We start from the raw sequence: 23375 nt of genomic DNA on the forward strand, positions 1-23375 counted from the left end.
GTGAAGTCCAACCACCGCCTGTCCGCCGCCCTGGCCCTGCCGCTGACGGCCGTGATGCTGTCCGGGTGCGGCCTCGTCGGCCCCGAGACGTTCGAGGCCGACGAGCGGTCCATCGAAGTGGAGGCGGGCGACACGTTCGAGCTGACGCTCCCGGCCAACCCCTCGATGGGCCAGGACTGGAGCATCGTGCGCCCCGGTCCCGACCATGCAACGGTGCGCCAGGAGGGCGACCGGGAGGACGACTTCGAGGGGGACAGCGGTCTCGACGGGGGTGGTGACGGTACGCAGACCTTCACCTTCCAGGCCGTCGCCGCGGGCACCACGAAGATCAAAATGAGCTACTGCGTGCTGGGCGAATGCCCCGACGGCGACGACCGCACCGCGACGGGCAACCCCGGCAACGACCCGGCGTACTTCATCTACACGGTCACCGTGCGATGACCGGAACGGAGGTACCGATGAACCCCGGCAAGACCGACGAAGAGTCGGCGCAGGCCGACGTCGCCATGCTCCTGCGCTACGGCATCGGCGCCCCGGGCCCGCGTCGCAGCGCCCTGTTCGGCGACGGAGCCGTGGGCGCCGCGGTCACGCTCGACCGCCTCGGGGTCCAGCCCCGCTCGGTGGCGTTCCTCGGCAGGACCGTCCGCAGCGGTGGCACCGGCTACACCGCCCGGCTGCCGGAGCTGCTGCCCGAGCCGGCGGCCTCGGACCTGATGCGCGGCTGGCTGGATGCGGCCACGTCGGTGGCCCGGCCCGTGGAGGGCGACGAGGTCGTGGCCCGGTGGCTGGAGGCGGTCGCCGAACTCATCGGGCTGCGCCGCACCACCCGGGAGCGCGCCGCCCGCTGAGCCCAGCCCCTGCGGCCCCGTGGGGACTGCGTCCACATCGGTTGTCAGACGCGACCCGACAGTCGCTCCTGTACCGGCGGGGCGGCCGCCGCGCCGCAACAGATCGCTCGGCGACGCCCCGCCGGACTCGGCGCTGTCGTCTCCTTGGGACTGCTGCCAGCGGCGCCTGGACCAAGAGGCGCCGGGACTCCTGGGCCCCTCCTCCCGTTCCCTGCGGTCTGGTCGGTCTTGATGAGGTGATCCAGTACGGCCTGCCGGATGGCCTCACAATCCGAACCGCAGTCGCTCAGGCTTGTCGACGAGAGAGCGACAGTCGGCGTCGCTCTCGGTCGACGTTCGTGACGACAACCGTTAGCTGATCGCCGATCTGTACGACATCCTCCGGCGCCTCCACGGGCACCGAGCTCAGCTCGGACAGGTGCACCAGGCCCTCAATGCCCTCGGCGACCTGCACGAAGACGCCGAACGGGACCAGCTTGGTCACCCGCCCGCTCAGCCCTTGGCCCACCACGATGCCTTCGGCGAATTTCAGGAAGGGGTCCGGCTGGGTAGCCCGCAGGGACAGCCGAGCCTCCCCGTTCCATGTGTCGAACTGCAAGAACTCGCACGACACCCGCTGCCCGACCTCAACGACATCGGTCGCCGCCTCGAAACGACGCCACGACAGCTCGGGATACGTGATGAAGCCGACGCCGGGATAGACCGGATGGCCGGGACCCTCGTCCAGCGCCACGAACACTCCGAACCGCTCGATCGCCGCCACCGTGCCGACCAGGATCTCACCACGGCGAAGCCGCTTGAGGAACGCCCAGAGCTCCGGGTTCTCAGTGGCCGCCATCGACAACCTGATCCGGCCCGCATCCAGATCCACAGCGATCACCTCGCCGGTGATCCTCTGTCCGACCACGGCAACGTCGGCGAAGCTCCGCCGCCAGGAACCATCCAACGTCCCCACCGTCCCGAGCGGCTGGTCGGGGAAGCCGTCCAGGGTCACCGACATCTCAGACCGAGAAACCGCGGTGACCGTCCCATGGCAGACGTCACCGACACGGAACGCCGCCAGAAACCTTCGGACGACCTGTCCAGCCGACGCATCCCCCATACAGCAAAGGCTCTCACGGAGAGATCGTCAGACCTACTCCACCTCGGATTGAAATGGCTGCGCTGCTCCCCAGCACGGGCAAGGCGTACGGGAGGAGACCGTCGGCACTGGCGGACGCGGAGGCCCGACCTGGATGTGCGTGTCCATCTGCGGACATAAGCCAACGAGCTTAAAACCATGCACGGATCGCGCCCGCTCATGTACTGCTTGCACTTCCCGGACGAATGTCCGGACTCACAGACGAGCCCGGCGCGAGGAGCCATGCGGCGATCGCATCGTGCTCCCAGGGGCACTGGCCGCATCCCGGCACCGGCGGTCAATCTCTCCCTCTCTCGGATGGCAGGCCGTCAGCACCGAGTTATTCGACCCGTGGGAGCCGTTCAACCAGCACCGATGATGATCTCCAGGCCTGGAGACAACCGTTCCACTCCAACCACCCTCGTTCCGGCGGGTAACTGAAGAGTGCGGAGGGAAAAGACTTGCCGCAACGAAGTCACATCGATCTCGGGCAGGGAAGTCTCCAGTGTCAACTGCGTAAGACGGGGAAAATCACCGAGCCACTCCCAAGAACAACGCAGTTCCGCCGCGATGCACAGCCCTACGAGGCGATCAGCAACACAATAGCGTTTAATCTCCTCGGGACTGATAGGCGAGACTATCTTCAATAGTGATCTTCCACCGAATCTGCGCAGGGCCTGAAGTTCTCGACTGCTTGAAACCACGAAATAGAAGTCGTCCTCCTGTAAATGGGCGATGACTTCTTCAGCGTAGCGTTCAGTGTCGAATCGACTCCACGCTAGGGCTAGTTCAGCACGCACCCGTAAGTCATCTACGGCCCGGAAACGAGTCAACACAGAAATAGCTGCATCGGTCCCGACCCGAACAGCGGCCAGGACGGTGAAGTAGGCTTCGTCTGAAGTGAGACCTTCCGGACCTTGCAGCAGTTCGAGCACAACCGGGCCGACCTCTGCGAGGCCGCGAGCCTGGGCGATGGAACGCGGGGGAATAAGCTGCTCGGCACGCCGCTGAACTTCGGTTCGCACAGAAGGATCAAGCTCTGTGGCGTCGTCCAAGCACGCCGCAGCCAGCAGATGCAGGCGGTGGCGAATATCTGCGGAAGAGTCGCCGCGTTCGACCAGACTAGTGAGTAATCGGGTACGTTCTGCCGGGCGCGCGTGAGCCACAGCCATTCGGATGACGTCCTCCCACTGGTCAAGGTGGGCGCTACCACCTAGGAAGTCGAAATCGAGGCTCTCCACCGCCGCTCTCGCTCCGAGGTAGTCTTGAAATGTTCTGTGAATGAACTGCATAGTGCCTTCAATGGGCTCGATAAGCAGGCCACTTCGAACTAGAAGATGTTGGTAGATCTGCTTCACCGTGCCCTGCTCCGCGACACGTGGCATCGCCGTCAGTGCTTGGGACAGCAAGTCCAGCACATCACTTTTATCCATCTCCGAACGACCATTGCGGATCAACCAATAAGCCAGCTTCTGGATCAGCTGAACCTGGTGTGTTTCGCCGATACGCATGTCGCCCGCTTTGTAGACACCACGCTCCCGGTCTCGTCTGGACAGCAGCATGGACAGAGCCGCGTCATAAAGTTCTTTACGCCCATCGGGAAGGTAGCCCCTACGGTCACGATGCAGCGCACAAATCAGTGCGCACATGAGTGGGTTGGTGGCAAGCCGGGCAAGTTCCTGTTTAGCCCGTATTGCGTAGAGTAATTCCTTGCCATAGGCATCTGCACTTCCGGCCGCCTTGTGCCAACGTTCGATAAACGCAGCGACATCGTCGCGACTCATGGGCGACAGATCCAGTTCCGAGAACCCCTCGTCTGCTAGCCAGTGTTCTCGCACGGCCGAGGGACGTGAAGTCACAAGCCAATGATTCTTGGGGTAGGAATCGATGAGATCCTTCAACCAGTTGCGGGCTTCCTCGCGTTCCCCCTCGGGCATCTCGTCGATTCCGTCGACCAACATCAACCCACGCCCCGCAGTGAGAACACGGTCGTACCAGCCTGTGGGCTGGGCATGGGCGATCGGACATCCTACGGCAGCAAGCAACTCGTCCGGGGCGGGCAGCCTTGCCCCGGCTCGGGTCAGTGACCGCAGAGGCAGTACGAACGGCACCAAGCCATGCAGATATAGGAGCCGCTCATCGAGGTCGTTACGAACGGCACTGACCGCCAACCACTGCACCAGCGTGGTTTTTCCGGAACCTGCCACTCCTCGCAACAGCACCCGATCACGCCCGGCAAGGACTTTTTCGGCGGGGAGCACCAGCGGAACCTCGCCAACCGCAGTCTCGGTCGCTTCTAAGCTCAAATAGGCCGCGTCGAGAGGCCAGGAAGCCGACGATTCGGACAGATCAAGGCCGAAAATGGTTAACTTGCCATGTTTTTTGGAGATGTAGCGCGCATACCGTTCCTCAAAACCGCCGTCCGCCGGGGAAGGGCTCCGCAGAATAAGTGCATCGATCTTCGAAGAGAGTTCTTCGATCCTGCGACTTTGCTCAACTAATGTGCGCGGCACGAAGGTAGATCTCGTGGTGAAGAAGTGCAGGATGTGCAAGCAGGCCGTATCTACGACGCTTGCATGCAGGAGCACTGCATCGCTCGAGAGACCAAGTGTGGCTGCCTGGTTTCTCGACCGCAGGAGTCGAGACAGTTCCAGATAGCCGAGCCGGACGGCTTGGACATCGTCCATTTCGATATGCCCCAGGGAGCTGAGTGAGTGTGTGACCGCGTTCACCACTGCACTTTGCTCGTAACCAGGAAGGCGCTCCGACACTCCGGTCGACTGCGCTGCGCGATCCACCAACTCTTCTGCGACCTTGCGGAGATCAGAGTCCGAGAGAGTCCGTTTCTCTCCGCGAAATGAGACTAGTTGGGAGACGCGCACGGGGCGGTCTACCAGACCTGCACCGGACCCGTCCACCACAAACAGCTTCTTCACCAACGGGACAACGACGCTCGATGCGAGTCGAGCCCCAATGCTCACCGGTTCCATGATGCTTCAGCATAGAACTCCGAGGCCGACCATGGCCGTTGAATGCACGACTGGGGCCAAAGTGAAAGGATCACCCCCCAGGGGCAGAGGTCCACCGTTTCGAGGCCGTTGGAGGTCATGTTTCATCTGACGGACAGCTAAGCCTTGGCGCGGTCGCCTTCATCGTCAACGGCAACACCTTCTTCCCGGTCTGGTCGACCTGAATATTGGTGTCCACGGCCGGGCACGCCCGGAACTACACAGGGCGTGGTGGTGCTACTCCACCTCGATGCCGTAGTCCTGGAGGAGCTGTTCCAGTCCTCGTGGGTAGCCCTTTCCGCCGAGGACGAAGTCCCAGTCACCATTCGGCCGGTGCCGGAAGGAGCCCAGTACCAGAGCCGTCTCCCCGGAACGGCCATCCGAGACGTCAAGTCGGCCGAGCTCTGCCCTTGCCGGGTCCAGCAGCCGGATACAGGCGTCGGTGAAGCCTGACAGGTCCGCGTCCGGGTTCACCTCTGGGTCAACAGCAGCCACGAGCACGAACCGATCGGCCTCCTGCGGGAGCGCGTCGAAGGAAACACGAATCGCTGCCTTGTCCGGCGCTTGCGCCGGCACTGCTCGCACCGAACCATCCGGAGTCTGCGGGTTGTTGAAGAACACGAAGTGCTCCTCACTCAGAACCCGGCTGCCACGGCAGACGAGTGCGCACACGTCCAATGCGACGTTCCCGGACCACGTCATGCCCAACACGTTGTAGTCGTCAGTCGGGGTTGCCGGCCCGGACGGCGTCGTCTGCGTGGAAGCCGCTCGCCCTCCCTGCCCCAAGCGGCCACGAAGACCATGCCTGTGCAGCAGATCGACAAGCTCACTGCCCGAGATGAGCTCCAGGGGCTTACCCCGGGCGAAGGTGTGCGAGCCCGGTCCGAATGCCGAGGTGGTCACCAGGACGCCTTTGTTGGCGCCGCGGTCCTGGACAGTGCCGTACAAGTCCCGCACAGCGGTTGGAGGCACCGTTGCTCGGTAGCGCTTCACCTGTACGACGATCTTGCCGCCTCGGATGGGTGTGGGGTCCAGCGCGTCGACATCAACGCCCCCGTCGTTCGAGCGCTGAGTCGTCACCGCCTGCATGCCCATGGCACGGAACAGCTCCGCGACCAGAGACTCGAAGGCGATCGGATCCATGTCATACAGATCCGGCTCCTCATCCCCACCGTGGGTGACGACGTGGTTGCCGACCTCCTGAGGCTGACGGCTCGGCCGCACCGAGGTGAGCTGATCGGGGCGAGTGGCGAGCTGTCCGCGCAAAGCGTCGGTCAGACAGCTGACGGGATCCACCTGCTCCAGATGCAGCTCGGTGAAGCCCGACCGTCCAGCCATGACAGTCGCCAGAAAGATGTGCGATTGCCTTCCCGTCGCCGGGTCGGGCGCGTCCACGAAGCCGTTCAAAGCGACCGAGTCGAGGATGCCGTACTCATCCGCGGCGAACAGCTGATGCAACACCAGCAGCATGCTCTGCGCCAGCACCTCCCGGTACAGCGCCCGACGCTGGGTCACAGGACGAGCGGTCTCCTTGTCTTGGTCCTGAGAGGGGACGTACCTCACCGTTTTCGCCTCGGGCACGACGTCGTACGTGGGCATCTCCCAGTCCAGGACGAGTTGCCGCGCCGCTGGGTCAAAAGCTGCGGCCACCTGCCGCGGGAACCCTTCGGGCCAGGCAGTCGACGAGTAGAGCGCGGCCGAGAAGTACTCGATCACGGAGTCCGGCTCGCCTCGCCTCACCCCCGCGGTCACCTCGACAATGCCGGCGTTGTGCCGACGTATTTCCGACCGCTGAGCCTCCGCCCCTCGCTCGTACTCCCGCTGTGCGGCCGCTAACTGCTGCTGGCGCTGCGCTTCGGCAGTCTGCGCCGCGTGCCAGTCGCGTTCGAAATGAGCCCGCGCCTCGGCCTGAGCTTGTGCACGCCGACTTGCGGTCCAGCCTCCCTGCGCCTGGTACTGGCTCTGATCCGGCATACGCACAGGCCACGCAAGCGGCCCTGGATCGAACGGCGCAACCTCCTCGAGGTGCATCAAGGACGACGCTCTGAAGACCGTGGCCTGGCAACCAGCGACCAGCAGCCCTTGTAGGGACGCGACCTGGGCTTCGATCTCCTCCGTACGCCGCCTGGCCTCCGCCTGCCGGAACTCTCGATGCCCCTGAGCAGCGAGCCGCTGGTAAGCCCGCGCCTGCCGAGCTTCCTCCCTGTGCTGTCTCCCCTCGGCTTCCATCTGGCGCTGTTGCTGACGCTGCATCTCAGCCCAGACGCCGACCAAACCAGCAGAGCGACGACTCATGCGTTACCTGCCCTCCCCAGGGACGTCGGCACCGCCGACCAAGACCTGGTTGCCCCCGCAACCAGTAGTAACAATCCGACTTTATCCAGCAATCACCATCCTGGATATCAACTTGCCAAAGGCAAGCTGAGCCGACTCTTCAGGCAGCTCACCGGCGTCGGACAGCATTGAGCCCCCTCTGTATCAAGAGGGGGCTCAACATCGCCGTACGGGCCTCAGAAAGGTCTGAGCACTCAGACCCACTCAAAGACCAAAAACCCCGACAGCAGCCAGCGCGGCGGCCACCTGTTTTTCGCTCGCCCCAGCCAGGGCCGCAATCACCCGATCGAGTGCCTCGCCCACCTCAGTGAGAGTGACCGCTAGGCGCCGACGCAGCGTTCTTGACCGTCAGAGGCAACAGCTTCTTCCCGGTCGGGCCGATCTGAATGGAGGTGTCCATCTGCGGGCACACCCCGCAGTCGAAGCACGGCGTCCACCGGCAGTCCTCCACCTCGGTCTCGTCGAGGGCGTCCTGCCAGTCCTCCCAGAGCCAGTCCTTGTCGAGGCCGGAGTCGAGGTGGTCCCAGGGCAGGACCTCCTCGTACGTGCGCTCGCGCGTCGTGTACCAGTCGACGTCGACGCCGAAGGGGGCCAGCGCCTTGTCGGCGCAACTCATCCAGCGGTCGTAGGAGAAGTGCTCGCGCCAGCCGTCGAAGCGGCCGCCGTCGTCGTAGACCGCGCGGATGACCGCGCCGATGCGGCGGTCTCCCCGGGAGAGGAGGCCTTCGACGATGCCGGGCTTGCCGTCGTGGTAGCGGAAGCCGATCGAGCGGCCGTACTTCTTGTCGCCGCGGATCTTGTCGCGGAGCTTCTCGAGGCGGGCGTCCGTCTCCTCGGCGGAGAGCTGCGGCGCCCACTGGAACGGGGTGTGGGGCTTCGGGACGAAGCCGCCGATCGAGACCGTGCAGCGGATGTCGTTGGACCGCGAGACCTCACGGCCCTTGGCGATCACGTTCATCGCCATGTCCGCGATCTGCAGGACGTCGTCGTCGGTCTCCGTCGGCAGGCCGCACATGAAGTACAGCTTCACCTGGCGCCAGCCGTTGCCGTACGCCGTCGCGACCGTACGGATCAGGTCCTCTTCCGAGACCATCTTGTTGATGACCTTGCGCATGCGCTCGGAGCCGCCCTCGGGGGCGAAGGTCAGGCCCGACCTGCGACCGTTCCTCGTGAGCTCGTTGGCCAGGTCCACGTTGAACGCGTCCACGCGGGTGGAGGGGAGGGACAGGCCGATCTTGTCCTCCTCGTACCTGTCCGCCAGGCCCTTCGCGATGTCGCCGATCTCGCTGTGGTCGGCCGAGGAGAGGGACAGCAGGCCGACCTCTTCGAAGCCCGTCGCCTTCAGGCCCTTGTCGACCATCTCGCCGATGCCCGTGATCGAGCGCTCACGCACCGGGCGCGTGATCATGCCCGCCTGGCAGAAGCGGCAGCCCCGGGTGCAGCCGCGGAAGATCTCCACCGACATGCGCTCGTGGACCGTCTCGGCGAGGGGGACGAGAGGCTGCTTGGGGTAGGGCCACTCGTCGAGGTCCATGACCGTGTGCTTGGACACGCGCCACGGGACGCCCGACTTGTTCGGCACGACGCGGGCGATACGGCCGTCCGCGAGGTACTCGACGTCGTAGAACGCCGGGATGTACACCGAGCCGGTCTTCGCGAGGCGGAAGAGGACCTCCTCGCGGCCGCCGGGCTGCCCCTCGGCCTTCCACTCGCGGATGATCTTCGTCATGTCCAGCACGGCCTGCTCACCGTCGCCGATGATCGCCGCGTCGATGAAGTCCGCGATCGGCTCGGGGTTGAAGGCCGCGTGGCCGCCGGCCAGCACGATCGGGTCGTCGATCGTCCGGTCCTTCGACTCCAGCGGGATGCCCGCAAGGTCCAGGGCCGTCAGCATGTTCGTGTAGCCGAGTTCGGTGGAGAAGCTCAGCCCGAACACGTCGAAGGCGCGTACCGGCCGGTGGCTGTCCACCGTGAACTGCGGGACGCCCTGCTCGCGCATCAGCGCCTCCAGGTCCGGCCACACGCTGTACGTGCGCTCGGCGAGGACGCCCTCCTGCTCGTTCAGGACCTCGTAGAGGATCATGACGCCCTGGTTGGGCAGGCCGACCTCGTAGGCGTCCGGGTACATGAGCGCCCAGCGGACGTCGCAGGACTCCCACGGCTTGACCGTGGAGTTGAGCTCTCCGCCGACGTACTGGATCGGCTTCTGCACATGCGGGAGCAGAGCTTCGAGCTGCGGGAACACCGACGCAGCGACTTCGGCAGGCATCTCGCGAACCTTCGTGAGCTGGACTGAAATGACAGGGGTGACCATCTAGCCTAACGCGGCCGCGGACACCCCCAGCACCTCCAAGGGCTCACAGGACGTCCGCCCCGCCCTTGTTCCCGTCCCAGAACGCGGGCAGCTCGGCCTCCACGGCCGCCGCCCGCTGCTCCTCACGCCCGTACAGCAGCCCGTATGTGAAGGCGCTCTCCCCCGCCGCGTGCGCGACCGCGGACAGCTCGCGCAGGGTCTGGCGGGCCATGACGCTGTCCTGATGCTCCCCGAGCAGGTTCTGCAGGGACTTCATGGACTTGGTCAAGGACTTGGCCGACTTGCCGAGGGCCGGGGTGGCCGCCTCCGCCGCGTAGCGGGTGCGCTTGGTCTTCTTGCGAGCCTCGTGAATGGCGACGTCCCGGTCGGTGCCGGGCTCCAGCTCCAGAGCTTGCTCCACGAGCGCGGTGACCTTGCCGAAGTCCTTCCGCACGGCCTTGGGGAGCACCTTGCCCGGCTTCTTCCCGGCCGCCTTCAGCAGGGGCGGGTCGGTGAGCACCCCGTCCAGGGCGTCGAGCAGCGCCAGGTAGCGGCGGGAGTCGAGGACCCCGATCAGCCGGCCGCTCGCCCCGCCGGGCCTGTCACCCGCCCAGTGGCTCAGCCGCTCGGCGACCGGACCGGAGACCAGCGCGTGGGGCACCTCGTCGAGAGCCGCCGACAGCCGTTCGTTCAGCACCTCGCGATCCCGGTCCACCCCCAGCTCGCCGGCCAGCCACTTCAGCTCGTCGCCGATCGGATCGGTGACCGCCCGGTCCAGGACCTTGCCGAAGGACTTGAAGGTGCTGCGCATCCGACGGGTGGCGACGCGCATGCTGTGGACGGAGTCCTCGACGTCCTGGCGTACGGCCGGGTCGAGCCCGACGATCGCGTCCCGCTGGACGCGGACGTACGCGAGCACGTGGTCGCCCGCGGTCACGGGGTCCTCGACGGACGCGAGGTCGGGCTTCTTCGGCGCGGTCTCCGCCAGGGCGCGCGCGAGCTTCGACGCCGACTTCGACGGCCGTACCCCCGCCTTGCGCAACCGCTTCTCCACCTTGTCGAGGAAGGCCGGGTCGACACCGTCCGCCAGCTCCACCTCGATCTCGGTCCACTGGGCGCTGCCGTCCCCTCCGGCGAGCCGTTGCGCGAGTACGGCGTCCACGCTGACCTCGGCCAGCAGCCGGCCGTCGGCGTCGACGAGGTCGCGCACATCGCGGTCGGAGCGCAGCCGGACCACGGGCACCAGCTCGGTGTCCCGGACCCGGGAGCGGACGAGGCCGGCAAGGGTTTTGGGCAGGTCGTCGGACAGCGGTGCCTGGATCTCGTCCCGCACCCCCTGGGCCACGGGGAATTTCAGATGCCAGCCGGCGTCGGACCCTCCCGTCCTGCGACGCAGGGTGATCGACGACGCGGCGAGTCGCTCGTCCGCGGTGTCGTAGTACGTGGCGTCCAGCTGCGCGACACCCTTGTCGATGACGGCCGCGACCCCGGCGACGCCGGTCAGGTCGGGCAGGCCGCTGTCGTCGGATTCATACTTCCGCTCGATTTCGCGCTTCGTGTCCGCCATGAACCGAATCTAGTGGGAGCGACGACGGGATGACAGGGCTTACCAGCCATGAACCCCAGGTAAACCAACTCAGCCGAAAGCGGGCGCCTGAGGGCAACCCCGAGCGACCCAGCGACGGCCACCTCGGCCACCTGTCACCGCCCGAACGGCCCCACCGCCGAAGGCCTACGCGGACATCGGACGCTGCACCCGGATCGACTGCAGCAACCCCACCGCCACCCACACCGCGAACATCGACGACCCGCCGTACGACACGAACGGCAGCGGCAGACCGGTCACCGGCATGATGCCCAGGGTCATCCCGATGTTCTCGAACGCCTGGAAGGCGAACCACGCCACGATCCCCGCCGCGACGATCGTCCCGTACAGCTCGGTCGTCTCGCGCGCGATACGGCAGGCCCGCCACAGGATCACGCCGAGCAGCAGGATGATCAGCCCGCCGCCGACGAAGCCCAACTCCTCCCCCGCCACCGTGAAGACGAAGTCGGTCTGCTGCTCCGGCACGAACTGGCCGGTCGTCTGCGAGCCGTGGAACAGCCCGGCGCCCGAGAGCCCGCCCGAACCGATCGCGATGCGCGCCTGGTTGGTGTTGTAGCCGACGCCCGCGGGGTCGAGGCTGGGGTTGGCGAAGGCCGCGAAGCGGGCGATCTGGTAGTCGTCCAGGACGCCCAGCTGCCAGACCGCGATGGCGCCCGTCGTCCCCGCGCCGATCAGCCCGAAGACCCAGCGGTTGGAGGCCCCGGACGCGAGCAGCACGCCCAGCACGATCACCACCATCACCATGACCGAGCCGAGGTCGGGCATGAGCATCACGATCAGCATCGGTACGGCGGCCAGGCCCAGCGCCTGCACCACCGTGCGGTGGTCGGGGTACTGCTTGTCCCCCGCGTCCACTCTCGTCGCCAGCAGCATCGCCATGCCCAGGATGATCGTGACCTTCACGAACTCCGAGGGCTGGAGGGAGAAGCCACCGGGGAGCTTGATCCAGGAGTGGGCGCCGTTGATCGTGGAGCCGAGCGGGGTGAGCACCAGCAGGATCAGGAAGACCGAGAGGCCGTACAGGATCGGCACCGCGGTGCGCAGGGTGCGGTGGCCGAGCCAGACCGTGCCGACCATCAGGGCGAGGCCGATGCCGGTGTTCAGCAGATGCCGGACCAGGAAGTAGTACTGGTCGCCCTGGTTGAGCTCGGTGCGGTTGCGGGTCGCTGAGAAGACGAGGAGCGAGCCGATCAGCGACAGGGCCGTCGCCGCCAGCAGTATCGGCCAGTCGAGCCGACGGGCGAGCGAGTCGCGGGCGAACAGGCGGGTCCAGCCCGCCCGTTCGGGCCCGTACCCGGAGACCTGGAAGCTGTTGACGCCGGTCATGTGAGCAACCTCCGGCTGCCGCGCCTGCGGCTCCTGCTTCGCCTGCGCCGGGTGTCCCGGTTCTCGGCCGTCGGCGTCGCGACCGTCCCGGCGAGCTGCTGCTCGTCCGGCGCGGCCTTGTTCTCCTGGCTGGCCCGCTGTTCCTTCGCCGGGTCCTTGGAGACCTTCGGCGAGGTGATGGTCCCGTCCGTCCGGACCTTCGGCAGGCTCTTCTGCGGTGTCGGCAGCAGCGCGTTCTTCTTGTTGATCGTGCCGTCGTCGGAGACGCCGTACAGCGCGTCGTAGATGTTGCGCACGGCCGGGCCCGAGGCTCCGGAACCCGTACCACCCTGGGAGATCGTCATGACGACCGCGTAGTCCTTGGTGTACGTGGCGAACCACGAGGTCGTCTGCTTGCCGTAGACCTCCGCCGTACCCGTCTTGGCGTGCATCGGGATCTTGTCCTGCGGCCAGCCGACGTCGGCGAACCGCCAGGCTGCGGTACCGCGGGTGGCGACACCGGCGAGGGCGTCGTCCATCTCGGCCAGCGTCTGCCGGCTTATGGGCAGCTTGCCGTGCGACTTGGGCTTGATCTCCTGCACGCTCTTGCCGTCGGCGCTCAGGACGGCCTTGCCGACAGTGGGGTCGTACAGGGTGCCGCCGTTGGAGATGGCCGCGTAGATGGTGGCCATCTGGATGGGGGTGACGAGGGTGTCGCCCTGTCCGATGGAGTAGTTGACGGAGTCACCGGCGCGCATCCGGTTGCCTTCGAGGCAGTTCTCGTAGGCGATCTGCTCGGCGTACGTGCCGCCCTTCTTGCCGTACTTGCACCAGGCGTCCTTGTTGGCCTTCCAGTAGTCCTGCTTCCACTTGCGGTCGGGGATGCGGCCGGTGACCTCGTTGGGGAGGTCGATGCCGGTCTCCGCGCCGAGGCCGAACTGGTGGGCGGTCTTGTAGAACCAGTCCTTGGCGTTCTTCTTCGGCTTGGTGCCGCCGTCACGCTTCCACTCCTCGTGCGAGAGGCGGTAGAAGACGGTGTCGCAGGAGACCTCCAGGGCGCGGCCGAGGCTGATCGGGCCGTACCCCTTGGACTCGAAGTTCTTGAAGACCTGGCCGCCGATCGAATACGAGCTGGAGCACTGGTAGGGGCCGTCGAAGGAATAGCCGGCGTTGACCGCGGCGGCGGTCGGGACGACCTTGAAGATGGAGCCGGGCGCCGACTGGCCCTGGATCGCGCGGTTGAGCAGCGGGTAGTTGGAGGCCTTGCCGGTGAGCTTCTTGTAGTCCTTGGCGGAGATGCCGCCCACCCAGGCGTTGGGGTCGTACGTCGGGTTGGACGCCATGGCGACGATGCGGCCGGTCTTGGCCTCCATCACGACGACCGCGCCCGAGTCGGCCTTGTACCGCTCGTTGGTGTTGCGGTCCCACTCCTGGCGGGCCTTCTTCATCGCGTCGTTCAGCTCGTACTCGGCCACCCGCTGCACGCGGGCGTCGATGCTGGTGACGAGGTTGGAGCCGGCCTGAGCGGCGTCGGCCTCGGCCTGGCCGATGACCCGGCCGAGGTTGTCGACCTCGTAGCGGGTGACGCCGGCCTTGCCGCGCAGTTCCTTGTCGTACTTGCGCTCCAGGCCGGAGCGGCCGACCTGGTCGGAGCGCAGGTAGGGCGAGTCGGTGTCCTGGGCCTGCTGGAGCTCCTCGTCGGTGACCGGGGAGAGATAGCCGAGGACCTGGGCGGTGTTGGCCTCGCCGGGGCTCGGGTAGCGGCGCAGGGCCTGCGGCTCGGCGGTGATGCCGGGGAAGTCCTCGGCGCGCTCACGGATCTGCAGGGCCTGCTTGGGCGTGGCCTCGTCGGTGATGGGGATCAGCTGGTACGGCGAGCCGTTCCAGCACGGCTGCGGGGTCTCGGCGTCGCACAGCCGGACCTTCTCCATGACCTCCTTGGGCGTCATGCCCAGCACACCGGCCAGCTTGGTGAGGACGGCCTTGCCGTCGTCCTTCATCTTCAGCAGGTCGGTGCGGGAGGCGGAGACCACGAGCCGTGTCTCGTTGTCGGCGAGCGGCACTCCGCGCGCGTCCAGGATCGAGCCGCGGACGGCGGGCTGGACGACCTGCTGGACGTGGTTGCCGGACGCCTCCTTGGCGTAGGCGTCGCCCTCGCGGATCTGCAGGTACCAAAGGCGCCCGCCGAGGGTGCCGAGGAGGGAGAGGACGAGGACTTGGATGACGATGAGCCGGATCTGGACGCGTGGCGTCCGGCCGGTCTCGGGGATGTTGGTCACTGCGGCTGCCTCCCCCTCTCAGTGCGAGTGCCGGTGCGGATACGACGGTGCGTGCGGACACGACGGTGCGTGCGGATACGACTGTCTGTGTACGAGTGATGAACGAAGGGCCCCCGAGGCCGGGTTCCACCTGGCCTCACTCGTTCCGGTGAACTCCGCTGCCCTCACAGCCGCTTGACCCCCTTGATGCGCCCGGCGCGCGCCGTCCGCGCCCGCCCGGCCTTCACCTTCAGGCCGTTCTTCATCCCACCGAGCCCGCCGCGCTGGCCACCGATGCGCAGTCCGGTACCGCCGGAGAGCCAGCCGGAGGAGATGCTGGGCTTCTTCGCCTGGGAGTTGGTCTCGGCGAGCGGGTCGTTCTCCGCGCGCCGGGCCAGCGCCATGATCCCGGGGACGACGAACGGCGCCAGCAGCAGGTCGTACAGCGCGGCCGTGAACAGCAGGCCGGCGAGCCCCACATGGCGGGCGGCGGTGTCGCCGACGAGGGCGCCGACACCGGCGTAGAGCAGAGTCGCTCCGATCGCGGCGACGACCACGACCACCATCGGCCCGGTGGCCGACTTGAGCCGGCCGTTCTCCGGCTTGACGAGCCCGGCGAGGTAGCCGATCACGCACAGCACCAGCGCATAGCGGCCGGCGGCATGGTCGGCGGGCGGGGCGAGGTCGGCGAGCAGGCCCGCGCCGAAGCCGACGAGGGCGCCGCCGACATGGCCGTAGACCATGGCGAGGCCCAGGACGGTGAGGAGCAGCAGGTCGGGGACGGCGCCCGGGAGGTGGAGGCGGGAGAGGACGCTCACCTGGAGCACCAGGGCGACCACGATCAGGGCGGAGGAGAGCAGGATCCGGTTGACGCGCATGTTGGCTTCAGCTCCTACTGCTCTTGCTCGTACTGGTACTGGCCGTCGACCGGGGGCACGCCGGACGGCGTGACGGTCACCGTCACGGTAGGCGTGGGGGTCGGCTCGGGCTTGTCGGGGAGCACCGTGTCGCGCGGGTCCTTCGCGGGGGCCTGGACGACGACACCGACGATGTCGAGCTTGCTGAAGCCGACGTACGGCGTGACGTACAGGGTGCGGGTCAGGTTGCCGCCGGACGGGTCGACTCGGGAGACGACGCCGACGGGGACGCCGGGCACGAAGGGCTTGTCGGCCTGGGAGCCGAAGGTGACGAGGCGGTCGCCCTTCTTCACCTCGGCCTTGCCGTTGAGGAGTTCGACGCGCAGCGGTCGGTCGCCCTGGCCGGAGGCGAAGCCGAGTTCGTCGCTGGCCTCCATGCGGGTGCCGACGGTGAAGTCGGGGTCGTTGGCGAGGAGCACGGTCGCGGTGTTCGGGCCGACGGTGGTGACCCGCCCGACCAGCCCGTCCCCGTTCAGGACGGTCATGTCGCGCTGGATGCCGTCGTTCGCGCCGGCGTCGATGGTGATCGTCCAGGAGAAGCCCTGGGCCGCTCCTATGGCGATGACCTCGGCGCCCTTGATGCCGTACTGGCCCTTGCCCGCGATCTTCAGCATGTTGTCCAGCTGCCGCAGTCGGCTGCGGTCACGGTCGTCGCTGCCCAGCTTCGCCTTGAGGGCGGCGTTCTCCTGCTCCAGCCGGGCGAGCCGGTCGTGGCGCTCACCGGAGTCGCGGACCGCGGCTACCGCGTTGCCGACCGGGTCGACCGCCGCGGACACGCCGTTCTCGATCGGGCCGAAAACCGCGGCGGCGGCGGACCTGGCGCCGTCGACAGGGGAATCCTCACCGCCGCGGATGTCCACCGTGATCAACGCGAACGCGATCGCGATCAGCAGCACCAGGAGCAGCCGGCTCTCTCGTGTGTCCCTCACGTGCGGCGGCCGTGCCCTTCCTCATAGGAATTGCGGAAACCCCTGGGAAACCCGAGGGGTTCTGTATACGGAGTTTGTACGGGAGCTTGTATGCAGAGGTTGTACGCAGAGCTTGTGGGCGGAGCTTCTCTGCAAGGTTTCGAGGCTCTTCGGGGAGCTTATGCCTCTATATCAACGATCCGCCGTACGAGAGGAGATCATCCCGTACGGCGGAATCGAAGAGTTACGTCATCTGCGCGGCTGGGCGTCCAGCACCTGCTGCAACGCCTCGAACTCCTCGACGCACTTGCCGGAGCCGAGCGCCACGCTGTCCAGCGGGTCCTCGGCGATGTGGATCGGCATGCCGGTCTCGCGGCGCAGCCGCTCGTCGAGGCCGCGCAACAGGGCGCCGCCGCCGGTCAGAACGATTCCTCGGTCCATGATGTCGCCGGACAGCTCCGGCGGGCACTTGTCGAGGGTCGTCTTCACCGCGTCGACGATCGCGTTGACCGGCTCCTCGATGGCCTTGCGCACTTCGGCCGCGGAGATGACGACGGTCTTCGGCAGCCCGGAGACGAGGTCCCGGCCGCGGATTTCGGTGTGTTCGTCAGCATCGAGGTCGTACGCCGAACCGATCGTGATCTTGATCTGCTCGGCCGTCCGCTCACCCAGCAGAAGGGAGTACTCCTTCTTGATGTGCTGGATGATCGCATTGTCCAGCTCGTCGCCCGCGACGCGGATGGACTGGGCGGTGACGATGCCGCCGAGGGAGATGACCGCGACCTCCGTGGTGCCGCCGCCGATGTCGACCACCATATTGCCCGTGGCCTCGTGGACCGGCAGGCCGGAGCCGATGGCCGCGGCCATGGGCTCCTCGATGATGTGCACCTGGCGGGCGCCGGCCTGGGACGACGCCTCGATGACGGCGCGGCGCTCGACGCCGGTGATGCCCGAGGGCACACAGACGACGACCCGCGGACGAGCCAGATACCGCCGCTTGTGGATCTTCAGAATGAAGTAGCGGAGCATCCGCTCGGTGATCTCGAAGTCGGCGATCACGCCGTCCTTCAACGGACGTACGGCAACGATGTTGCCGGGCGTGCGCCCGATCATCTTCTTCGCTTCGGCACCGACCGCGAGGATGCCACCGGTGTTGGTGTTGATCGCGACGACGGACGGCTCGTTGAGTACGATCCCGCGACCCCTGACGTACACCAGCGTGTTGGCGGTCCCGAGGTCGACAGCCATGTCACGGCCGATGAACGACATTGAGTTCCCCATCAGGATTCGTCTGGCCTTCCTGGGAGCTTTTGATGGCTTATCAGGTCGGCGAAGTGGGTGCTGTGACGTGAAGGCTTCTATCGTAGACGCGCCTTCGCGAACACTGCGGGAGGGTCTTCGCCATTGTCATCAGATGGCGAGTCGCCCCGCTTGTGGAGACGGGCCATCGGGGGCACTCGTTCCCTCGATCGCCGCGCATATGCACTCGGGTGTGGAGACTTCAGTCCCCACACCCTTTCTGCTCAACCGCCGCAGCGCTACGCGCGGCCCGGAAAGAAGATCTTCACCTCGCGCTCGGCGGACTCCTCGGAGTCGGAGGCGTGGATGAGGTTCTCGCGGACGATCACACCGTAGTCACCGCGGATGGAGCCCGGCGCGGCGGCGATCGGGTCGGTCGGCCCGGCGAGCTGGCGCAGCCCCTCGATGACCCGCTCACCCTCGACGATCAGGGCGACGACCGGACCGGAGGCCATGAACTCCACCAGCGGCTCGTAGAAGGGCTTGCCCTTGTGCTCGCCGTAGTGCTGCTCCAGCGTCTCCTGGTCCAGCGTGCGCAGCTCCAGCGCGGTGATCTGCCAGCCGGCCTTGCGCTCGATACGGCTGATGATCTCGCCGGTCAGGCCTCGACGGACGGCGTCGGGCTTGAGGAGGACGAGGGTGCGCTGGCTCACGGGAGGGCTCCTTCTTACTGCCGGTGTGCGGTGGGATGAGGTTACAGGGCGTGTACAGGAGCTTGTTACGCAGTGTCAGCTTGCCCTCAGGCGCCGGACGGGCTGCTTTCGCCCGCCTGCGCCGCGAATCTCGCCTTCGCCTCGTCGACCTTCCTGCCGAAGTGCACCGAAGCCCACCACAGCGCCGCGAAGACCACGCCCAGGAAGAACATCGTCGGGACGATGAAGCCGGAAGCGATCAGCGCGATCTGCAGGGCCCAGCCGAGGGCCACACCGCCGGGCCGGGTCACCAGGCCGCACAGCAGCACGCACAGGAACATCGCGATGCCGCTGACCGTCCACACCGTCGACATGGACAGGTCGGGATCCTTCATGGCGACCAGACCGGCGAAGCCGATGACGAACAACTCGCCGATCAGGGTCGAGGAACAGAGCGTACGCATCTTTCGACTCAGCCCTTCCCCAGCAGCAGCCGGGCTTCGCCGACCGTGATGACGGACCCGGTGACCAGCACACCGCCGCCCGCGAACTCGCCCTCCTCCTCGGCCAGCGTGATCGCGGCCTCCAGGGCGTCCGGCAACCGCGGCTCGACCTGCACGCGCTCGTCGCCGAACACCTCGACGGCGATGGCCGCGAGTTCGTCGGCGTCCATGGCGCGGTGCGAGGAGTTCTGCGTGACGACGACCTCGGCGAAGATCGGCTCGAAGGCCTCGAGCAGCCCGCGCACGTTCTTGTCGCCGCTCGCGCCGACGACTCCGATCAGTCGGCTGAAGTCGAAGGCCTCCCCGATCGCCTCGGCGGTGACCCGCGCGCCGGCCGGGTTGTGGGCCGCGTCCAGCACGACGGTCGGCGACCGCCGTACGACCTCCATCCGCCCCGGCGAAGCGACGGCGGCGAACGCCTTGCGGATGGTGTCGATGTCCAACGGCTCGGCCCGCGCGGCGCCGACGCCGAAGAACGCCTCCACGGCGGCGAGGGCGACGGCCGCGTTGTGCGCCTGGTGCGCGCCGTGCAGCGGCAGATACACCTCGGCGTACTCACCGCCCAGCCCGCGCAGGGTCATCAGCTGTCCGCCGACGGCGACCTGCCGCGACACGACCCCGAACTCCAGCCCCTCGCGTGCGACGGTGGCGTCGACCTCGACGGCCTTCTTCAGCAGCACCTGTGCCGCGTCCACCGGCTGCTGGGCCATGATCACGGTGGCGTCCTGCTTGATGATCCCGGCCTTCTCACCGGCGATCTCGCCCGGAGTGCCGCCGAGCCGGTCGGTGTGGTCCAGGTCTATGGGCGTCACGACGGCGACGTCACCGTCGATGACGTTCGTCGCGTCCCAGGAGCCGCCCATGCCCACTTCCACGACGGCGACATCGACGGGCGCGTCGGCGAAGGCGGCGTACGCCATGCCCGTGAGCACCTCGAAGAAGGACAGCCGGTACTCCTGCTGTCCGTCGACCATCTCGACGTACGGCTTGATGTCGTTGTACGTGTCGATGAAACGCTCGGCGGAGATCGCGGCGCCGTCCAGGCTGATCCGCTCGGTGATCGACTGGACGTGCGGCGAGGTGTAGCGGCCGGTGCGGAGCTCGAAGGCGCCGAGGAGGGCCTCGATCATGCGGGCGGTCGACGTCTTGCCGTTGGTGCCGGTGATGTGGATCGAGGGGTACGACCGCTGCGGCTCGCCCAGCACGTCCATGAGCGCGGCGATCCTGCTGACCGAGGGCTCCAGCTTGGTCTCGCCCCAGCGGGTGGCGAGCTCCGCCTCGACCTCGCGCAGCGCCTTGTCGACCTCGGGGTCTTCGGGGCGCGCGGGCACGTCTGCGCTGGGCGGGCCGCCCTGGGTGCGCAGGGTTCGGCTGCCGGCCTCGATGACCGCGAGATCGGGGTCGCGGTCGGTTTCTGCCGCGACGATCTCTTCGAAGGGGTCGAGGGGGTCGGGCTCGTTCTGGTCGCTCACGGGGCCAGTCTACGGAGGGGGACTGACAGGGCGCCCAGGGACTGGGGTGGCATGTCTTGTCAGGCGGGTGCGGGTGCGTTGTGGCTGGTCGCGCCCACGCGGCGGAGCCGCATATTGATACAGCCCCGCGCCCCTAGGGACGCCAAGGCCCCCGGCGCTTACACAGCACCGGGGGCTTCGCCGTACAAACACCTACGCCTGCGGCAGGCGGTCCAGCTGGGCGGCGATCCGGGCGATGTCCTCCTCGGCCTTCGCCAGGCGGCCGCGGATCTTCTCCACGACGTTGTCCGGCGCCTTCGCCAGGAAGGCCTCGTTGCCGAGCTTGGCGGTGGCCTGGGCCTTCTCCTTCTCGGCAGCCGCCAGATCCTTCGCGAGGCGCTTGCGCTCGGCCGCGACGTCGATCACGCCGGACAGGTCGAGCGCGACCTCCGCGCCCGCGACCGGCAGGGTCGCCGTCGCCGAGAAGCTCTCGCCCTCCGGCTGGAGGCGCAGCAGCTGGCGGATGGCCGGCTCGTGCGCGGCGAGGGTCGTGCCGTCCAGGGTCAGGCGGGCCGGGACGCGCTGGCCCGGCTGCAGGCCCTGGTCGGCACGGAAGCGGCGGACCTCGGTGATGACCGACTGGAGCGACTCGATCTCCCGCTCGGCGCCCTGGTCACGGAAGCCGCTGTCGCTCGGCCACTCGGCGATCACGAGCGACTCGCCGCCGGTGAGGGTGGTCCACAGGGTCTCCGTGACGAACGGGACCACCGGGTGCAGCAGCTTCAGCGTGACGTCCAGGACCTCGCCGAGGACGCGCTTGGAGACCTCGGCCGCCTCGCCGCCCGCCTGGAAGGTGGTCTTGGACAGCTCGACGTACCAGTCGAAGACCTCGTCCCACGCGAAGTGGAAGAGCGCGTCGGACAGCTTGGCGAACTGGAAGTCGTCGTAGAACGCGTCGACTTCGGCGACAACGGAGTTCAGGCGGGACAGGATCCAGCGGTCCGTCGACGACATCGCCGACGGCTCCGGGAGCGGGCCCTCGACCGTCGCGCCGTTCATGAGCGCGAAGCGCGTCGCGTTCCAGATCTTGTTGGCGAAGTTCCGCGAGCCCTGGACCCAGTCCTCGCCGATCGGGACGTCGACGCCCGGGTTGGCGCCACGGGCGAGGGTGAAGCGGAGCGCGTCGGAGCCGTACTTGTCCATCCAGTCCAGCGGGTTGACCGCGTTGCCGAAGGACTTCGACATCTTCTTGCCGAACTGGTCGCGGACCATGCCGTGCAGGGCGATGGTGTGGAACGGCGGGGTGCCATCCATCGCGTACAGGCCGAACATCATCATCCGGGCGACCCAGAAGAAGAGGATGTCGTAGCCGGTGACCAGGACGGAGTTCGGGTAGAACTTCGCGAGCGACTCGGTCTGTTCGGGCCAGCCGAGGGTCGAGAAGGGCCACAGGCCGGAGGAGAACCAGGTGTCGAGGACGTCGGTGTCCTGACGCCAGCCCTCACCGCTCGGCGGCTCCTCGTCGGGGCCGACGCAGACGACCTCGCCGTTCGGGCCGTACCAGACCGGAATGCGGTGACCCCACCACAACTGCCGCGAAATACACCAGTCGTGGAGGTTGTCGACCCAGTCGAAGTACCGCTTCTCCATCTCCTGCGGATGGATCTTGACCTTGCCGTCGCGGACCGCGTCACCGGCGGCCTTCGCGAGCGGACCGACCTTGACCCACCACTGCATGGACAGGCGCGGCTCGATGGTGGTCTTGCAGCGCGAGCAGTGGCCGACGCTGTGGACGTACGGCCGCTTCTCGGCGACGATCCGGCCCTCGGCGCGCAGCGCACCGACGATGGCCGAGCGGGCCTCCAGGCGGTCCAGGCCCTGGAAGGGGCCGTGGGCCGTGATGACGGCGTGCTCGTCCATGATGGTCAGGGACGGCAGGTCGTGGCGCTGGCCGATCTCGAAGTCGTTCGGGTCGTGCGCCGGGGTGACCTTGACGGCGCCGGTGCCGAACTCGGGGTCGACGTGCTCGTCGGCGACCACGGGGATACGGCGGCCGGTGAGCGGCAGCTCGATCTCGCGGCCGACGAGGTGGCGGTAGCGCTCGTCCTCGGGGTGGACGGCGATGGCGGTGTCGCCGAGCATCGTCTCCGCGCGGGTCGTCGCCACGACGATGGCGTCGTCGCCGTCGCCGTACCGGATGGAGACGAGCTCGCCGTCGTCATCCTGGTACTCGACCTCGATGTCCGAGATGGCGGTCAGACAGCGCGGGCACCAGTTGATGATGCGCTCGGCGCGGTAGATCAGCTCGTCGTCGTACAGCCGCTTGAAGATGGTCTGGACGGCCTGGGACAGACCCTCGTCCATGGTGAAGCGCTCACGCGACCACGCGACGCCGTCACCGAGGCGCCGCATCTGGCCGGAGATCTGCCCGCCGGACTCGCCCTTCCACTGCCAGACGCGCTCGACGAAGGCCTCACGGCCCAGGTCGTGCCGGGACTTGCCCTCCTTGCCGAGCTCACGCTCGACGACGTTCTGCGTGGCGATACCGGCGTGGTCCATGCCGGGCTGCCACAGCGTCTCGTAACCCTGCATGCGCTTGCGGCGCGTGAGGGCGTCGATGAGGGTGTGCTCGAAGGCGTGCCCGAGGTGCAGGCTGCCCGTGACGTTCGGCGGCGGGATGACGATGGTGTACGGCGGCTTGTCGCTCTTCTCGTCCGCCTCGAAGTAACCCCGCTCTACCCAGCGCTCGTACAGCGGCCCCTCTACATCGGCCGGCGCGTACTGGGTCGGCAGTTCGGTGTCGGGCGCTGGTGGCTGCTGCTGAGCGTTCTCGGTCACCCGCTCAGTTTAGGGGTGTCCCGGGCGTGTCCCGAAACGCGTTTGTTCTGTAACG

Annotated in this window: 16 protein-coding genes; 2 read left to right on the forward strand and 14 right to left on the reverse strand. The window is 67.3% G+C overall.

The features are described 5' to 3' along the window. Entirely contained in the window at positions 1–441 is a 441-nt protein-coding gene (locus tag EHO50_RS04555) for a protease inhibitor I42 family protein (protein WP_128428474.1), read from the forward strand. Then, positions 438–848: a hypothetical protein gene (locus EHO50_RS04560; protein ID WP_246101015.1), complete on the forward strand. Its 411-nt coding sequence runs from the start codon at positions 438–440 to the stop codon at positions 846–848. Before EHO50_RS04555 ends, EHO50_RS04560 begins: the two co-directional genes overlap by 4 nt. A gap of 286 nt (positions 849–1134) precedes the next feature. Here EHO50_RS04560 and EHO50_RS04565 read toward each other — a convergent pair whose 3' ends face one another. The 14 genes from EHO50_RS04565 to EHO50_RS04630 form a co-directional block, all read right to left on the reverse strand. Next, positions 1135–1950: a S1 RNA-binding domain-containing protein gene (locus tag EHO50_RS04565; RefSeq protein WP_128428475.1), complete on the reverse strand. Its 816-nt coding sequence runs from the start codon at positions 1948–1950 to the stop codon at positions 1135–1137. A 380-nt stretch (positions 1951–2330) separates the two neighbouring features. Beyond that, a complete protein-coding gene (locus tag EHO50_RS04570; RefSeq protein ID WP_128428476.1) occupies positions 2331–4958 on the reverse strand; it encodes an NACHT domain-containing protein in 2628 nt (875 codons plus the stop codon). A 255-nt stretch (positions 4959–5213) separates the two neighbouring features. Beyond that, positions 5214–7271 carry a restriction endonuclease gene (locus EHO50_RS04575; RefSeq protein WP_181449551.1) on the reverse strand — a complete coding sequence of 686 codons (2058 nt, stop codon included), beginning with the start codon at positions 7269–7271 and terminating at the stop codon, positions 5214–5216. 343 nt (positions 7272–7614) lie between these two features. Then, a complete protein-coding gene (locus EHO50_RS04580) occupies positions 7615–9579 on the reverse strand; it encodes a TIGR03960 family B12-binding radical SAM protein (RefSeq protein ID WP_128428477.1) in 1965 nt (654 codons plus the stop codon). An 88-nt stretch (positions 9580–9667) separates the two neighbouring features. Next, positions 9668–11170 carry a CYTH and CHAD domain-containing protein gene (locus tag EHO50_RS04585; protein WP_128428478.1) on the reverse strand — a complete coding sequence of 501 codons (1503 nt, stop codon included), beginning with the start codon at positions 11168–11170 and terminating at the stop codon, positions 9668–9670. A 165-nt stretch (positions 11171–11335) separates the two neighbouring features. Beyond that, entirely contained in the window at positions 11336–12535 is a 1200-nt protein-coding gene (gene rodA / locus EHO50_RS04590; protein WP_128428479.1) for a rod shape-determining protein RodA, read from the reverse strand. Beyond that, positions 12532–14793, reverse strand: a complete 2262-nt coding sequence (mrdA, locus tag EHO50_RS04595; RefSeq protein WP_128428480.1) for a penicillin-binding protein 2 — start codon at positions 14791–14793, stop codon at positions 12532–12534. The genes rodA and mrdA overlap by 4 nt, the downstream gene beginning before the upstream one ends. 164 nt (positions 14794–14957) lie before the next feature. After that, positions 14958–15650 (reverse strand): rod shape-determining protein MreD, encoded by a 693-nt coding sequence (gene mreD, locus EHO50_RS04600; protein ID WP_128428481.1) that lies wholly within the window; start codon positions 15648–15650, stop codon positions 14958–14960. Between the two features lie 14 nt (positions 15651–15664). Further along, complete coding sequence (gene mreC, locus EHO50_RS04605; RefSeq protein WP_128428482.1) at positions 15665–16618, reverse strand: rod shape-determining protein MreC; 954 nt, start codon at positions 16616–16618, stop codon at positions 15665–15667. A gap of 228 nt (positions 16619–16846) precedes the next feature. After that, a complete protein-coding gene (locus tag EHO50_RS04610) occupies positions 16847–17866 on the reverse strand; it encodes a rod shape-determining protein (RefSeq protein WP_004931372.1) in 1020 nt (339 codons plus the stop codon). A gap of 269 nt (positions 17867–18135) precedes the next feature. Then, positions 18136–18549, reverse strand: a complete 414-nt coding sequence (gene ndk / locus EHO50_RS04615; RefSeq protein ID WP_128428483.1) for a nucleoside-diphosphate kinase — start codon at positions 18547–18549, stop codon at positions 18136–18138. Positions 18550–18635: 86 nt separating this feature from the next. Next, positions 18636–18992 (reverse strand): DUF4233 domain-containing protein, encoded by a 357-nt coding sequence (locus EHO50_RS04620; RefSeq protein ID WP_128428484.1) that lies wholly within the window; start codon positions 18990–18992, stop codon positions 18636–18638. 8 nt (positions 18993–19000) lie between these two features. Then, positions 19001–20503, reverse strand: a complete 1503-nt coding sequence (gene folC / locus EHO50_RS04625; RefSeq protein ID WP_128428485.1) for a bifunctional tetrahydrofolate synthase/dihydrofolate synthase — start codon at positions 20501–20503, stop codon at positions 19001–19003. Between the two features lie 192 nt (positions 20504–20695). Beyond that, a complete protein-coding gene (locus tag EHO50_RS04630; protein ID WP_128428486.1) occupies positions 20696–23320 on the reverse strand; it encodes a valine--tRNA ligase in 2625 nt (874 codons plus the stop codon). Positions 23321–23375: the final 55 nt, after the last annotated feature.

The sequence above is a fragment of the Streptomyces cyaneus genome (assembly GCF_004028635.1).
Taxonomy (GTDB): Bacteria; Actinomycetota; Actinomycetes; order Streptomycetales; family Streptomycetaceae; genus Streptomyces; species Streptomyces cyaneus.